This window comes from Pseudofrankia inefficax (genome assembly GCF_000166135.1).
Lineage (GTDB): Bacteria > Actinomycetota > Actinomycetes > Frankiales > Frankiaceae > Pseudofrankia > Pseudofrankia inefficax.
In genome coordinates, this window is sequence record NC_014666.1 from 8,376,810 (window position 1) to 8,390,001 (window position 13,192).

General features: G+C 72.8%; 15 protein-coding genes, 1 tRNA gene, 1 other RNA gene and 1 pseudogene. 15 read left to right on the forward strand and 3 right to left on the reverse strand.

The window, feature by feature from the left end; translation table 11 throughout:
- Positions 1-441: 441 nt before the first annotated feature.
- Positions 442-924, reverse strand: a complete 483-nt coding sequence (gene cutA, locus FRAEUI1C_RS42110; RefSeq protein ID WP_157735157.1) for a divalent-cation tolerance protein CutA — start codon at positions 922-924, stop codon at positions 442-444.
- Positions 807-1,415, reverse strand: coding sequence for a helix-turn-helix transcriptional regulator (locus tag FRAEUI1C_RS34000; RefSeq protein WP_013427930.1), 609 nt, complete (start codon positions 1,413-1,415; stop codon positions 807-809). The genes cutA and FRAEUI1C_RS34000 overlap by 118 nt, the downstream gene beginning before the upstream one ends.
- Between FRAEUI1C_RS34000 and FRAEUI1C_RS39225 the strand changes: the two genes are divergently transcribed.
- From FRAEUI1C_RS39225 to FRAEUI1C_RS34055, 13 genes and pseudogenes are all read left to right on the forward strand, one after another.
- A complete protein-coding gene (locus FRAEUI1C_RS39225; RefSeq protein WP_157735159.1) occupies positions 1,414-2,202 on the forward strand; it encodes a WhiB family transcriptional regulator in 789 nt (262 codons plus the stop codon). The two genes, FRAEUI1C_RS34000 and FRAEUI1C_RS39225, sit on opposite strands and share 2 nt — an antisense overlap.
- Entirely contained in the window at positions 2,199-2,711 is a 513-nt protein-coding gene (locus FRAEUI1C_RS39230) for a hypothetical protein (RefSeq protein WP_013427932.1), read from the forward strand. Before FRAEUI1C_RS39225 ends, FRAEUI1C_RS39230 begins: the two co-directional genes overlap by 4 nt.
- Entirely contained in the window at positions 2,708-3,871 is a 1,164-nt protein-coding gene (locus FRAEUI1C_RS34015; RefSeq protein WP_013427933.1) for a hypothetical protein, read from the forward strand. The genes FRAEUI1C_RS39230 and FRAEUI1C_RS34015 overlap by 4 nt, the downstream gene beginning before the upstream one ends.
- Positions 3,868-6,180, forward strand: a complete 2,313-nt coding sequence (locus FRAEUI1C_RS34020) for a zonular occludens toxin domain-containing protein (RefSeq protein WP_013427934.1) — start codon at positions 3,868-3,870, stop codon at positions 6,178-6,180. Before FRAEUI1C_RS34015 ends, FRAEUI1C_RS34020 begins: the two co-directional genes overlap by 4 nt.
- Positions 6,181-6,457: 277 nt before the next feature.
- Positions 6,458-6,640: a hypothetical protein gene (locus FRAEUI1C_RS34025; protein ID WP_013427935.1), complete on the forward strand. Its 183-nt coding sequence runs from the start codon at positions 6,458-6,460 to the stop codon at positions 6,638-6,640.
- Positions 6,641-6,685: 45 nt separating this feature from the next.
- Positions 6,686-6,856, forward strand: coding sequence for a hypothetical protein (locus FRAEUI1C_RS39975; RefSeq protein ID WP_013427936.1), 171 nt, complete (start codon positions 6,686-6,688; stop codon positions 6,854-6,856).
- The gene (locus tag FRAEUI1C_RS34030) at positions 6,853-7,284 is read left to right on the forward strand and encodes a hypothetical protein (RefSeq protein WP_013427937.1); all 432 of its coding nucleotides are present in this window, start codon (positions 6,853-6,855) and stop codon (positions 7,282-7,284) included. Before FRAEUI1C_RS39975 ends, FRAEUI1C_RS34030 begins: the two co-directional genes overlap by 4 nt.
- A 39-nt stretch (positions 7,285-7,323) precedes the next feature.
- Positions 7,324-7,482, forward strand: coding sequence for a hypothetical protein (locus FRAEUI1C_RS39980; RefSeq protein ID WP_013427938.1), 159 nt, complete (start codon positions 7,324-7,326; stop codon positions 7,480-7,482).
- Positions 7,483-7,876: 394 nt separating this feature from the next.
- Positions 7,877-8,248, forward strand: a pseudogene (locus FRAEUI1C_RS34035) (single-stranded DNA-binding protein); the annotation flags it as partial.
- Between the two features lie 89 nt (positions 8,249-8,337).
- Positions 8,338-8,607 carry a hypothetical protein gene (locus tag FRAEUI1C_RS34040; protein ID WP_198318677.1) on the forward strand — a complete coding sequence of 90 codons (270 nt, stop codon included), beginning with the start codon at positions 8,338-8,340 and terminating at the stop codon, positions 8,605-8,607.
- Positions 8,604-10,136: a replication initiator gene (locus FRAEUI1C_RS34045; protein ID WP_013427941.1), complete on the forward strand. Its 1,533-nt coding sequence runs from the start codon at positions 8,604-8,606 to the stop codon at positions 10,134-10,136. The genes FRAEUI1C_RS34040 and FRAEUI1C_RS34045 overlap by 4 nt, the downstream gene beginning before the upstream one ends.
- 44 nt (positions 10,137-10,180) lie before the next feature.
- Complete coding sequence (locus FRAEUI1C_RS38805) at positions 10,181-10,525, forward strand: helix-turn-helix domain-containing protein (RefSeq protein WP_013427942.1); 345 nt, start codon at positions 10,181-10,183, stop codon at positions 10,523-10,525.
- Entirely contained in the window at positions 10,515-11,756 is a 1,242-nt protein-coding gene (locus FRAEUI1C_RS34055; RefSeq protein ID WP_013427943.1) for a tyrosine-type recombinase/integrase, read from the forward strand. Before FRAEUI1C_RS38805 ends, FRAEUI1C_RS34055 begins: the two co-directional genes overlap by 11 nt.
- Before the next feature lie 80 nt (positions 11,757-11,836).
- On the opposite strand, the gene FRAEUI1C_RS34060 is transcribed toward FRAEUI1C_RS34055, so the two are convergent.
- Positions 11,837-11,921, reverse strand: a tRNA-Ser gene (locus FRAEUI1C_RS34060).
- Positions 11,922-12,453: 532 nt separating this feature from the next.
- Between FRAEUI1C_RS34060 and ffs the strand changes: the two genes are divergently transcribed.
- An RNA gene (gene ffs, locus FRAEUI1C_RS37065) (signal recognition particle sRNA small type) lies at positions 12,454-12,550 on the forward strand.
- A gap of 57 nt (positions 12,551-12,607) precedes the next feature.
- Complete coding sequence (locus FRAEUI1C_RS34065; RefSeq protein ID WP_157735164.1) at positions 12,608-13,156, forward strand: hypothetical protein; 549 nt, start codon at positions 12,608-12,610, stop codon at positions 13,154-13,156.
- Positions 13,157-13,192 lie beyond the last annotated feature (36 nt).

Consider the following 13,192-nt stretch of genomic DNA (forward strand, 5'->3'; position numbering starts at 1 on the left):
CAAGCAAGGAAAGTTGGCACACGCCACCTGATAGACGGACAGGGCCGCACTAGTCCGACGGAGGGGGCATGTCCCGCACTTCTTGAACTCGCCGCTGGCGCTGCAGCTCGGCCTCTAGCGCGCCCCCGCCCTGCCTGGCTGCCGCGGCGAGATTCTCTTCGTCCCGCTTCCTCTCCACGAACTCTGTGGTGTGCCGAGCCATTTCCCGCTCGAAATCCTCGCCCATAATTCCTCCCGTTGCAGCGGTTCACGATTGATGCACCCGAGGTCCACGAGAATAGGGTAGGTGCATGCGTGGGTAGCTGCGGAGCAGGAGCCGGAAATATACAGGAAGGTGGACACGGTTCTTTTCTGTTACGAATTGCATGGAAAGTCCGGGTGCATCCCGCTCCGCTCCGATATGGGTCACAGCCCGGACCTCAGACACGCGCGTGGTCGTCGCTAGCTAGGTTGCGGACCTGCGAAATCGGCGCCCACGACGGGCGAGCGGGTCGCACGGTAGATCCATTCCAGGTAGTCGGGAGGCCCATCCATGATTGGGAGGACGATCACGCCCGGCACCTCGAATGGGTGGCTCTCCCGGACGCGGTCGAGAATAGTGGACACTAGAGACCTGCGAGTGTGGAACGCTGCACGAGTTTCCTGTTCCTCGTGAACAACGTCGTCCCACCTGTAGATCGACGTGACAGGCACAAACAGATGTGCCGCAGCGACAAGACGCTCTGCGACTAGGTGCCGGGCGAATTCACGCATCCATTCGATGCTGGGTGCAGTGATGACGACTTCGCAGACATCTGGGGCGCCATTCACACTGGCGTCCCGCGCTGCTTCAAGGACTCGATTAGGGCGCGGGCCTCGGACTCGGTTTTCGCCGTTGCTGCCCAGCCGGTGACGATCGGTCCGTCGTAGCTGAGGCCTACCCATCTGCCTTGCAGGTTGATGCCGTGGGGGTGGAGGGCGAAGTACATGGTGCCCTTCGAGGTGACCGAGCCGTCATCGGCCGCGTACCAGCCCATGAGGATGTGGTTGTCCCAGATCCGCAGTTCGCCGCGCCACAGGTAGCCGCCCTCTTCGAGGGTGACGTTCCCTCGACTCAGGGCGTCCATGGTCATGTGATCGCCCAGGCGCTCGCCGATGCGGACCTCTTGGGACGTGATGACCTCCGCGCCGTCCTTGAAGGTCTGCCAGGCGGACCACCAGATCCCGGCCAGCCCGACGCTGGGAGACGGCCGCCCCGCCAGCTCGGCGGCCGACACACCGAGCGCCTCCGCGAGGGCCAGGCCGACGGACAGCAGCGGCTGTTGCTCATCGGCTTCGTACCGGCGGATCTGCCGGCGGTCGACACCGACCCGCTCCGCCAACTGCTGCTGAGACAGGCCCAGCTCTGCGCGTCGGCGCTTCATGACCTCGGACATGCCCACCCGCCAATCCTTGGGGACGAGGACGCCCCTTGACAACGGACGTCTTAGTCCTCACCGTAGGGGACGAACTAGTCCTCTCCGGTGTCACGGCACCGCGGGTGACGGAAGACGGAAGCGGCCCCCGGCCGGTGCGTCAACACCGGACCGAGGGCCTGGGCACCAGACCGTTGGGGGTCAAGCGCCTGTGTTGGATTCTCTCTCGTCTGTTGGCTGGCGTGGGCGTGCTGCCTGCGTGGATGCCGATCCTGAGCTGTGGTTCCCGGTGGACGGTGCGCCGGCTGCCGTCGCGGTGCGGATCTGTCGTACCTGCCCGGTGCGCCGTGAGTGCATCGCCGACGATCTGGCGTTCCCGTTCCCGGCCGGGGTCCGTGCCGGTCTGGACGCGGACGTCCGGGAGCCGCTGAACGCCGCCTACGTCGACTACCGGACTGTCGTCGCGACCCGGTACGAGGTGCTGCGCCGCGCCGCGACTCGTGCCAACGGTCTCGCGGTGCGGGTCCTCGCGGACGCGCTGGCGGCTGAGGCCGACGCGGTGGCCGGGTACGCCGTGGCGCTTGCGCTCACGGTTCCGCCCGCCGAGTGGACCGCAGCCCGTGACGCCTACACCGCGGCGATCGCCGCCCGCCGGTCCGCCGAGGCGGCTGCTGGTAGGTCGGCGGGTACGGCGCGGATCGACCGGGCGTGGGTGCGGCTGCTCGCCGCCGCGCACCGCCTGGCCCTCATCACCACCGCGGCCCCGGCCGCGCTCGCTGTCCCGTCGTCGCTGGCAGGTGCGGCGTGATCCACGACCTGACGGCGGACGAGCTGGACGCGGCCCGCGTCGAACTGTTCCGCGTTGCCGGCGAGACCCCGGGCGGCGCCGACGATTTCCGCTGGGCCCGCCGCTACCGCGCGGCCCTGTCGAGGCTCGCCCACGCAGTGAACCTGCAACGGTCCTTCCCGGGCGACGACTGGCCCGAAGACCGGGTCCGTGAGGGCCTGGCCATGCACGCCGCGATCGACGCCGACGAACCCGGCCGGGTGTCACTGGCGATCTGGAGCTTCACCACCGAGCACACCGGCTACGGCACCCCGGCCCAACGCCGCGCCCGCCTCGCCGAGCTGCGCGCCGCGAAGGCCGCCGACCTCGCCCGCGCCGAACACCACACCACCACCGCCCCCGACGACGACGTCGCCAGCTTCTGGGCCGCCCGAGTCACGACCCTGGCCGGCGAGCTGGCCCGCATCGACACCACCCTGGCCACCGTCCCCAACTCGTCTGTCCCGTCGTTGCTGGAAGGTGCGGCATGAGCTGGACCGAGGACCGCCGCGCCGACCGCAACGCGGCCCGCGAGCAGGACCGCGCCGACCGCCGGGCGCACGATGAGCAGGCCCTCGCGCTGCGCCGGCTCGCCGGTGAGCAGGCCCTCGCCGCCGCCCGCCAGGCCGGCGACCTCGCCGCCCACAAGCAGGCCACCCGCGCGGCCGGTCGTCAGGCTCGCCGCGCCGAGGCCCGCAAGACCCGAGCCGCGGCCGCCGGCTGGCTCGCCGGTCATCTCGCCGAGCTGCTCGTCTACCCGCTCGCGCTGGTGTCCGCCGTGCTGGCGGTCCCGGCGATGGCCGCCTACGGCCGGACCCTTTACGGGCCGACCGGGTTCGCGCTCTCGATCCTCTCGGAGCTGGGCGGGTGGGCGTTCGCGTTCGCGGTCCAGGCGTCGCGGCATCGTCACCCCGACCGGCCGACCGGCATGCTGACCGCCGGTATCGGGGTCTTCGCGCTGGTGGGTGCGGCGCTGAACTTCGCCCACGGCTCGACCGTCCCGGGCGGGTCGCCCGTGCATGGCGTGGTGATGGCGGTCGTCTCGGTCGCCGGGATCGTGGCTCACCAGCTTGTCGTCGCCGCGCCGCCGCGGTCGCGCGCCGAGCGGGCCGCCGCCCGCCGGACCCGCCGTGAGGCCGATCGGATCGAGCGGGCGCAGCGCCTCGCGGCCCGCGCGTCGGTCATCGAGATCGACCCCGACGGCACCGCCCGGCTCGTCTACCCGGCCGGCGCCTACACCCTGCGCCGCCGGCTCACCCCCATCAGCACCCCGACCGCCCCGGCCGACCGGTCCCGGCGCCGTGGCTCCCGTACCAACCCGCCGGCCGCCGAGACCGTGGCTCCGGAGCCAGTCGCGGACGTGGCTCCGGTGCCGGCGGTCCCGTCCGCGCGCCGCCCGGCCGGGGCCACCCGGCCGGGCGGCTCCGGAGCCACCCGCCCCGACCGTGGCGCCGGTCGCCGTGAGATCGCCCGTCTCTACGCCGCCGTGCCCGCCGACGACACCCGCTCGGGCCGTCAGCTCGCCGCCGACCTCGCCGCCCAGGCGGGCCTGTCGACCGCGACCGCGCGCCGCTACATCGCCGACCTCCACAAGCCCACCCCCACCCCCGCCGAATCGTCTGTTCCCGCGACCGTGGGAGGTGCCTCATGACCGACCCCAACCAGACCCGCCACACCGACCCCACGACCCCGCCGACCGGCGTCGTCCTGCCCGGCCCCTGGACCCCCGAAGTCCCGACCGGCACCGACCCGACCACCCGTGACCGTGACACCGCCGCCCCGCCGGCCGCCGAGCTTGACGACGACGCGGCACCGGGCGAGGTGCTGGAAGGCGACGTCCTCGGTTCGGCGGGGATGGAGGTCTACCGCCCCCGCGCGGTGGCGGTGTCCCGAGACGTGGCGTCGCGGACGTGGATCGTGGTGACCGGGGTGCGTACGGTCGCCACGCACCCGCAGACCAGGACCGGCGCGAAGCTGGTCGCCCGCAATCTGTGGTACCCGGTCGCCGGGGCCGGTGTGGCCTACGGCAGGTGGCGCGACACGCACGGGGCGTCGCGGTATGAGCGGCAGATGCGCCGCGCGGAGATCGCGGGCGATCAGGAGAGCCTGCGCGAGTGGGAGGCCCGCGACGTCGCCGAGAAGCAGCGCCGCCACGACCGGGTGATGGACTGGGTCCGTTCGCCCGTCGACCTGCTGCGGGCCGCCGCGGCGGGCCTGGCCGGGTTCGCCGCGCTGTTGCTCGTGCTCGGTGTGGTTCTCGCGCTGGGCCACCACGATCCCGGCTACGTGCTGGCCCCGATCGTCGGGGTGATCGCCCTGGTGACGTTCGTGTGCTGGTTCCTCGCCGCCTACGGCGCGCTCCTGCTGCTCGCCGCGACCGGCGGTGTCGGCGCGTGGCTGTGGCATCTGGGCCGTTCCCGTTCCGAGCTGCCCGCCTGGGTGTCGGCCACCACGCCCGACGGCGGTGGCGGCCGGGACGTGATCCCGGACGAGCGGGCGATCACGAACGCGCTGCGCAACCTCAACCTGCCGGCGCTGAACAAGAAGTTCCGCGAGGGCTGGACCCCGCGGTGGCTCGACGCGCCGGCCCACGACGGGAAGGGCTGGCACTCCCGGCTCCTGCTGCCCGAGGGCGTCACCGTGGAGATGATCGTCAACAGCAAGCGGGTGCTCGCGCACAACCTGCTGCGCCTGCCGGTGGAGGTGTGGCCGACCGAGCCCCGCGACAAGCCCGGCGTCCTGGACCTGTGGGTCGCCGACCAAGGCAGCCTGACCAAGCCCGTCGCGCCCTGGCCGCTGCTCACCACCGGCACCGCGGACTACTTCAAGGGCGTGCCGGTCGGGGTCGACCCGCGCGGGAACGTCGTGCTCGGCCGGCTGTTCCAGGCCAACTGGGGCGTCGCCGGGATGATGGGCTCCGGCAAATCCACCCTGATCATCACCGCCCTGTTGGGGGCGATCCTCGACCCGCTCGTCGAGATCGACGTCTACTGCATGGCCGTCAACGCCGACTACGACCCGCTGCGACCCCGGCTACGGACCCTGTTCGTCTCGGACGACCCGGACGAGATCCCGACCGTCCTCGCCGCTTTGAAGCAGCTCATGTCCGAGCTGTCCGACCGCGGCCGCAAGCTCTCCGCGGCCGGGGAGCCGAAGCTCACCCGGCGTCTGGCCGAGGCCGATCCGAGCATGCGGCCCCGGGTCGTGGTGATCGACGAGTGCCAGGAACTGTTCGTCTCCGACGTCGGCGAGGAAGCCGCCGAACTCGTCGAGAAGATCGTCGCCAAGGCCCGCAAGTACGGCGTCACCCTGATCTTCGCCACACCCGTCCCGTCGGCGGACTCGCTGCCCCGCAAGGTCGCCAAGGTGCTGTCCAACCGGGCGTGCTTCGCGATCGGTGACCACCAGGGCAACGACGCGATCCTGGGCACCGGCAAGCACCGCGCCGGGATCTCCGCGACGACGCTGCGCCCGATGACCGTCGAGGCTGACGGCACCGTCGACCTCGGTGACCTCGGCACCGCGATGACCTCCGGGTTCACCCCCGCCGACGGCCTGTTGCGCTGCTTCTACGTCCGCCGCGGCGACGGCATCGACGACGTCACCCCCGTCGTGGAGCGGGCCCTGGCCATGGTCGACAACCCACCAGCCCCCGCCGACGACGGGCCGGAGCAGGTCGAGCACGTCGACCCGCTCGCCGACATCGTCGCCGTGATCCGCGCCGCCGGACCGGACCCGATCATGCCCACCCTGGAAGTCCTCGCCGGCCTGGCCGCGCTGCGCCCGCAGCTCTACCGAGGGTGGACGTTCGAACGGCTCCGCGAGGAACTCCCCGACTCCGCCCGGCCCTACAAGACCCGCGGCCGGATGTCCGTCAACGCCGAGCGGGTCGCCGCCGCCATGGCCGACCGCGACACCGACCCCGCCGACGAAACAGCCGACGAGTTCGACACAGCGTGACCAGCGGCGTGAGGGAACCCGCGAGGGAGGACCGAGGGACCGAGGGAGTTCTCCCTCGCCGAGTCCCTCGCCGCCTCCCCCGGCCTGGCACCGCCGTCTAGCAGCGCGAACAGCCCCAGGCCACACCCCCAGGGGAGCCAAGGGACCCGAGGGACCCGACCCCACAACCGGCCCACTCACACCCCGAAACCGGGATCGAGACGCCCTCCCGCGCCTCCCTCCCCTCCCCACCCACACCCACCCACCATCACACAGCGTGACAGAACGGAGAACCTCCATGCGCCACCAGACCCGACTACGGCCCCGCGCCCGCTGGCCCTGGGCCCTCGCCGCCGCGGTCGGCCTGTTCCTCTGGGCCGCCGCGACCGCCCCGACGACGACAGCCGCCGACCTCGCCGTCGCCGGCCACGTCCTGACCCAGATCACCGCCGGCCTCGGCGAGTTCATCGCCGCCCTCTGAGCGCCGCCGACAGGACCCGACCGCAACCCCCGAAAGGTCAAGACCATGCAGTGCATCAACTGCGGCGCCGACGTCGTGGCCGGCACGTGCACCAACACGGCGTGTCCGCTGTCCCGGACCAACCCGAGGAACCGTCCGCAGAGCGCCTTCCAGGCAACGGCGCGGAGCGTGCTCGGCTTCGTCCTCGCGGGCAACGCCTGGCACGGCCATCGGTGAGCGCCGACCCGGCCACCTTCGCCACGCTCGCGGCGACCGCCTACGCCGCGCACACCCTGGCCGATCACGTCCTCGGTCAGACCGACCGGCAGGCCGCGCTCAAAGCCACCGCCGGCCCCGCCGGCTGGGCCGCGCTCGCCCGCCACATCGGCGGCTACCACCTGATCCTGACCGCCATGTCCGCCGCCGCCGTCGCCGCGTTCGGCCTGCCGATCAGCCCGACCGGCGCCGCTGCCGGCCTCGCGCTCTCCGCCGCGACACACGCGCTGTGGGACCGGCGGACCCCGGTCCGCTGGGTCCTGGAACACACCGGCGCCCGCCAGTTCGCCCAGCTCGCCGACCACGGACTCAACGGCCTCTACCTGTCAGACCAGGCGCTGCACACCGCCTGCCTGTGGGCCGCGGCCCTCGCCACCGTCGCCCTCTGACCCCCGCGCCCCGCCCAACCCACCTCGAAGGGAAGCCACATGCCCCCGCCGACGACCGACACCCCGGCCTACGCCTGCGTGCCCTGCCGCACCTCGTTCACCACCCCAGCCCAGCTCGTGGCGCACGTGAAGGCCGTCCACGCCGCCACGCTCCAGCGTCCCCGGCCGACAACCCGCCGACCCGCCCGCCACCGCTAGATCCGCCCGGGGCGCGACGCCACTCCGCCAAGAACGTCGCCGCGCCCCGGCCCCCACCACCCACACAAGGACAGCAAGGGAGTCCCCATCATGGCGCACTACACGTGCCCCGACTGCCGCGTCACCTCCCAGAACGTCGCCACCCAGGCCGAGGCTGACCAGCTCCTCGCGACCCACCAGACCCACTTCTGCCGTCCCGCCCGCAAGACCACTGCCCGCCGAGACGGTCACCCGGCCGTGCCGGGCCTGCCGCGGCCCCGTCCCCATTCCGGCCGCCGACGCCGGCCTGGTCGCCGCGGACGGCGGGCCGCTGTGCGAGTCCTGCACCCACCAGACCTCCCTGTTCGACGACATCCCACCCGCCGCCACCCACACCCCAAGGAGCTGACCTGCCATGGCCGGTGAAACCACGATCACCGTCGTCGGGAACCTGACCGCCGACCCCGACTTCCGAGTGACCCCCAGCGGCGCCGCCGTCACCTCGTTCACCGTCGCGTCCACCCCCCGCACGCTCGACCGGGCGACGAACGAGTGGAAGGACGGGGAGCCGCTGTTCCTGCGCTGCTCGATCTGGCGCCAGCCCGCCGAGCACGTCGCCGACTCCCTGGCCAAGGGCATGCGCGTCATCGTCACCGGCCGGCTGCGCCAGCGCTCCTACGAGAAGGACGGCGTGAAGCGCACCGCCTTCGAGCTTGACGTCGACGAGATCGGCCCGTCGCTGCGCTACGCCACCACGAAGGTCACCCGCGCCGCCCGGGGCACCGGCCGCCCCACCACCGCCGAGGACGTGTTCGACATCGACCCGGCCGCCGCCGCGTGAGCGCCCGGCCCTGTCAGATCTGCCGCGTCCCCGCCGTGGTCGTGCTCGCCGACTCGACCGGAGACCAGCTCGACGTGTGCGCCACCCACCACCAGGACGCGCTACGCGCCTCCGACGGCGCGGTCCGCGGGATCGGCCTGACCACCACCATCCCCGCCCGCCTGCCTGCCTGCCACCGAGGCTGCCGCCCGCTGGCGCCGCACCTTCCGCACCGCCCGCTAACCGACCGCCCGCCCGCCGGCCCTGCCCCGCCGGCCCCACGCAACCACCGACCCGACGTGCAGGAGGTGACCGCCGCCCTATGACCACCGCCACGGCACCGCCTCCCGCCCTCACGCCCGAAACCGCCGCACGTCGCGCCGACGGCACCCTGGAAGCGTTCCGCGCCCAGCTCGACCGGGTCGCCGGCTGCACGCGACCCATCCGCCTGTCCGGCTGGAGCGGCCAGGCCGACACCCGCACCGGCGAGATCCGCCGCACCTTCGACTCGGCCACCCAACCCGACGGGACGATCCTGATCCCGTGCGGCAACCGCCGCGCGTCGGTCTGTCCGTCGTGCTCCTACACCTACGCGGGCGACGCCTGGCAGATCGTCCACAGCGGTCTGACCGGCGGCCGGGGCGTCCCCGCTGAGGTCGCCGAGCATCCGGGGCTGTTCGTCACGGTCACCGCGCCGAGCTTCGGCATGGTCCACACCCGCAACGCGGGCAAGGGCCGTCCCGCGCGGACCTGCCACCGCCTGAGCGGGACCTGCCCGCACGGCCAACCGGTCGGCTGCTGGCGCACCCACGACGACCCCGCCGACCCGCTACTGGGCCAGGCGCTGTGTCTGGCCTGCTACGACCTGACCGGCGCCGTGCTGTGGAACGCGACCGCGGCCCGGCTGTGGAAGCGGACCGTGGATCTCGCCTACCGGCGGATGGCCGCCCAGGTCGGCATGCCTGCGCTCGGCTACACCCGCCGCGACGGCACCCGCCGTGTCGGCCTGCGCGACCTGATCCGGATCTCGTATGTGAAGGTCGCCGAGGGCCAGCAACGCGCGCTGATCCATTACCACGCCGTCATGCGCCTCGACGGCTTCGACCGCGACAACCCCGACGCCTGGCCCCCACCGCCCGCTTGGGCGACCGGGAAACTCCTCGCCGCCTGCTGGCGATGGGCCGTCGAGCGCGCCCGCGAGCCGTGCCCGTCGCCGACCGGGGCCGGTGCGCATGACGCCCGGTGGGGCGAACAGCACGATGAGCAGCACATCGCCGTGGACGGCGGCGCCGAACTCGACGGCGACACCACGATGACGGGCCGCCGCCTGAGCCCGCAGGCCGTGGGGAACTACCTCGCGAAGTACACGACCAAGAGCGTCGCGGACGGCGGGGCCCTCGACCGGCCCATCCGCAAGACCGCCGACCTGTTCGCGGTCCTGCCGTTCCTCAACCCTCACCAGGCCGCGATGGTCAAGACCGCCTGGACGCTCGGCGGCCGGCGCCACCTCGAAGCGCTGCGGCTGCGCGCGAACGCCCACCAGTACGGCTACCGCGGGCACTGGCTGACGAAGTCGCGCCGCTACTCGACCACGTTCGGCGCGTGCCGGCAGGAACGCCGCGACTGGAACCGCACCCACGACAGCGCCGGCAACCCGCGCACGCCGCTCGACGCCTGGAACCGCCCACTCGAGAACGACACCGGCGACGAAGTCATCGCACTCGGCTCCTGGCGCTTCGAGGGCGCCGGCTACCGGCTCGCTGGTGACGCCCAGTTGGCCGCGATGGCGGCCGACCTCGCCCGGTCGCGGCGGGAGGCAGCCCGCGACGCCCGCGACACCGCCCGCCCTTCCTAGCCGCCGGGGCCACACCCCCCACCCGCCAAGCCGAAGGAGACCCCATGACCGTGGTGGCGTTCAGTCCGGACCGGCCGCCGGTATCCGTGTCCGAGTCCGAGTTCGACGCGATACGCGCGGCCCTGCACGCCGCGCTGGCCCGCCTGGACGACCTCGCCGCGAACGCGCGGCCAGTCCCGCCGCCGAGCCCGGCCGGCGCGCCGGTCCTGCTGACCGTGGAGGAAGCCGCGCGCCTGCTGCGGATCAGCCGGACCGTGCTCTACGACCTGATCGGCGACGGCGAGATCCCCGCCGTCCGGATCGGTCGGCTGCGCCGGCTGCGCCTGGCCGACGTCGAGACGTTCGCCGAGCGCCGCGTCGAACCGGGTGGAGGCAACCGTGCCGCGTAGGCGCCCTGAGGGCACCCGCGCGCCCAACGGCGCGTCCACGATCTACCTCGGCGCCGACGGGTCCTGGCACGGCCGGGTCACCGTCGGCGTCAAGGACAACGGCAAGCCCGACCGCCGCCACGTCCGCGGCAAGACCGAGACTGAGGCAATCGCGAAGGTCCGCAAGCTGGAGCGGGAGCGCGACAACGGCACCGTCCGCAAGCCCGGTCGACCCTGGACGGTCGCGCGCTGGCTGGAGCACTGGGTCGAGAACATCGCCGCCCCGTCGGTCAGCGAGAACACCATCGACGGCTACCGGGTCGCGGTCCGTGTCCACCTGGTGCCCGGCCTCGGCGCGCACCGGCTGGAGCGGCTGGAGCCTGAGCACGTCGAGTCGCTGATGGCCCGGATGCAGACCTCGGGCAGCGCGCCGGCCACCGCACACCAGGCGCTGCGGACGCTGCGGACGGCGCTCGGCGAGGCGGTCCGCCGGGGCCACGTCGGGCGCAACGTGGCCTCGCTGGCCAAGCCACCGCGGCTGACCGAGGCGGAGGTCGAGCCGTACTCGGTCGCGGAGGTGCAGCAGCTGCTGATGGAGGCCGCGAAGCGGCGCAACAGCGCGCGGTGGGTGCTCGCGCTCGCGCTCGGTCTGCGCCAGGGCGAGGCGCTCGGCCTGCGCTGGGCGGACGTCGATCTCGACGCCGGGGTCATCCGGGTGCGGCGCGGCCGGCTGCGCCCGAAGTACCGCCACGGCTGCGCGACCCCGTGCGGGCGCAAGGCCGGGTACTGCCGGGACCGCGTGCAGATCCGGAAGGACACCAAGGACACGAAGTCGCGCGCCGGTACCCGCTCGATCGGGCTACCCGACGAGCTGATCGAGATCCTGCGGCGACACAAGGACCGGCAGGACAAGGAGCGCGCCGAGGCCGGGAACCTGTGGCAGGACGGCGGGTGGCTGTTCGCGTCCGAGACGGGCCGGTTGCTCAACCCGAACACGGACTACCACGAGTGGAAGGCGCTGATCGCCGTCGCCGGCCTGCGCGACGCCCGGCTGCACGACGCGCGGCACACCGCGGCGACGGTGCTCCTACTGCTGGGCGTGCCCGACCGGACCGTGATGGGGATCATGGGCTGGTCGACGGACATGCGCCGCCGCTATCAGCACCTGACCGACCCCGTGCTGAAGGACGCGGCGGGGCGGCTCAACCGACTGCTGTGGGAAGGCCCGACGTCCGAGGAAACGGCCCAATGAGACCGGAACTGAGACCAGATGATCCACGGGCAGGTTCCGTGCTGCGGGCCTGCCCGTGGGATCAGCCTGGTACGCAAGGGCGGAGGACGGGGGATTCGAACCCCCGAGGGTGTGAACCCAACACGCTTTCCAAGCGTGCGCCCTAGGCCACTAGGCGAGTCCTCCGCCGACGAGACTACCGGATCGCGGGAGTAACGGGGCCAGCGGGCGACCACAGTCCAGCGGGGCCTCTCCCGGCAGATCTCGCGCGAGCCAAGCGAGGTCCGAGCGCCACCGACGGCGGGCTGGCGAGATCAGCGCCAGGCCGTGCGCGACGCGCGGCGCCCGCTCCCCGTCTCGCTGGCCACCGCACCGACCATGATCGCGGTTCGAGCCCTGGGACGGTCGCGGAAACGCCCTCGTCACGACCATCCCAGGGCCAGAACCGCGATCATGACCACACGAGAGCGCCGACCCACGGGCGAGCACAGGTCTAGGCCAGCCAGGCCCGCCGAATAGGCCAGCAGGGTCCGCTGGAGGGCGAAAAGGACGATCTAGGGACGACTGGCCCACCGGAGGGCGGGGCGTTCGCCGGGCTACGGCCGGCCGGAGGGCCCTGGAGCCCAGACGCCGAGATCAGCGCTGGCGGATCTCCCGCGTACCAGCCGAGGGCCTGGGCCCCGGCGTCAAGATCGGCGCTGGCGGGCTATGCTGCGTGGCAGACCCCTCGTGCGGCGTCATCCTCGTGAACCTCCCCAGGGCCGGAAGGCAGCAAGGATAAGCGGGCTCTGGCGGGTGTGCGGGGGGTCCTCTCGTTGACCGGCCGCCGGCCGGAAGGCCGGGCGAGTCCAGGCCTGCCTAGACTCGGCGCGGTGTTCGATTCGCCCGCTTCGTCCACCACGGCTGCTGGTGGCATCCAGTTGATGTTCCTGCTCAGCCCCGACGAGCTCGCGACGGCCGCCGCCTCGCGGATCCGGTCCCAGGTGCGGCGGATTCGCATCATCGCGGCAGTGGTCGTGCCCGTGGTTGTGCTGCTGGTCGGGGTATCGACGTCGCTTCCGGCCGCGATCGCCGTCGCCTTCGTGGGGGCGTTCTACTACTGCCTGATCTTCTGGCGGTTGTCGCCGCGGCGGGCCGGGCGGGCGGCGGTGCGCCGCCAGCTGGCCGACAACCCTTTCCTCACCGGCTCGTTCACGGTCGACGTCGAGCCTGCCGGAGTGCGGGTGCAGACCGCGACAAGCTCCGCGGCGTTCGCGTGGGCGCACTTCCCCTATCGGGCTCAGGCTGATGGCCTCATCCTGCTGCTGACCGGCCCCGGCCGGGGCGCCACGGGCCAGCCACTGCCGCTGCGGGCGGTCGCGGAGGCCCACCGGCCGCACCTGCTCGGCCTCCTGGCCGGACATACCCAGCTGATCAGCTGACCGGGGCCGCGGGGGACCCAGGGTCGGACGCCGGGA

Excerpts from the sequence above, each read along its gene's own strand:
- FRAEUI1C_RS34020 (WP_013427934.1), top strand. The coding sequence starts at position 3,868 with ATGACCGACCCCAACCAGACCCGCCACACCGACCCCACGACCCCGCCG.
- FRAEUI1C_RS34015 (WP_013427933.1), top strand. The coding sequence starts at position 2,708 with ATGAGCTGGACCGAGGACCGCCGCGCCGACCGCAACGCGGCCCGCGAG.
- FRAEUI1C_RS39225 (WP_157735159.1), top strand. The coding sequence starts at position 1,414 with ATGCCCACCCGCCAATCCTTGGGGACGAGGACGCCCCTTGACAACGGA.
- FRAEUI1C_RS39975 (WP_013427936.1), top strand. The coding sequence starts at position 6,686 with ATGCAGTGCATCAACTGCGGCGCCGACGTCGTGGCCGGCACGTGCACC.
- cutA (WP_157735157.1), bottom strand. The coding sequence starts at position 924 with ATGGGTAGGCCTCAGCTACGACGGACCGATCGTCACCGGCTGGGCAGC.
- FRAEUI1C_RS34025 (WP_013427935.1), top strand. The coding sequence starts at position 6,458 with ATGCGCCACCAGACCCGACTACGGCCCCGCGCCCGCTGGCCCTGGGCC.
- FRAEUI1C_RS34000 (WP_013427930.1), bottom strand. The coding sequence starts at position 1,415 with ATGTCCGAGGTCATGAAGCGCCGACGCGCAGAGCTGGGCCTGTCTCAG.
- FRAEUI1C_RS34045 (WP_013427941.1), top strand. The coding sequence starts at position 8,604 with ATGACCACCGCCACGGCACCGCCTCCCGCCCTCACGCCCGAAACCGCC.
- FRAEUI1C_RS38805 (WP_013427942.1), top strand. The coding sequence starts at position 10,181 with ATGACCGTGGTGGCGTTCAGTCCGGACCGGCCGCCGGTATCCGTGTCC.
- FRAEUI1C_RS39980 (WP_013427938.1), top strand. The coding sequence starts at position 7,324 with ATGCCCCCGCCGACGACCGACACCCCGGCCTACGCCTGCGTGCCCTGC.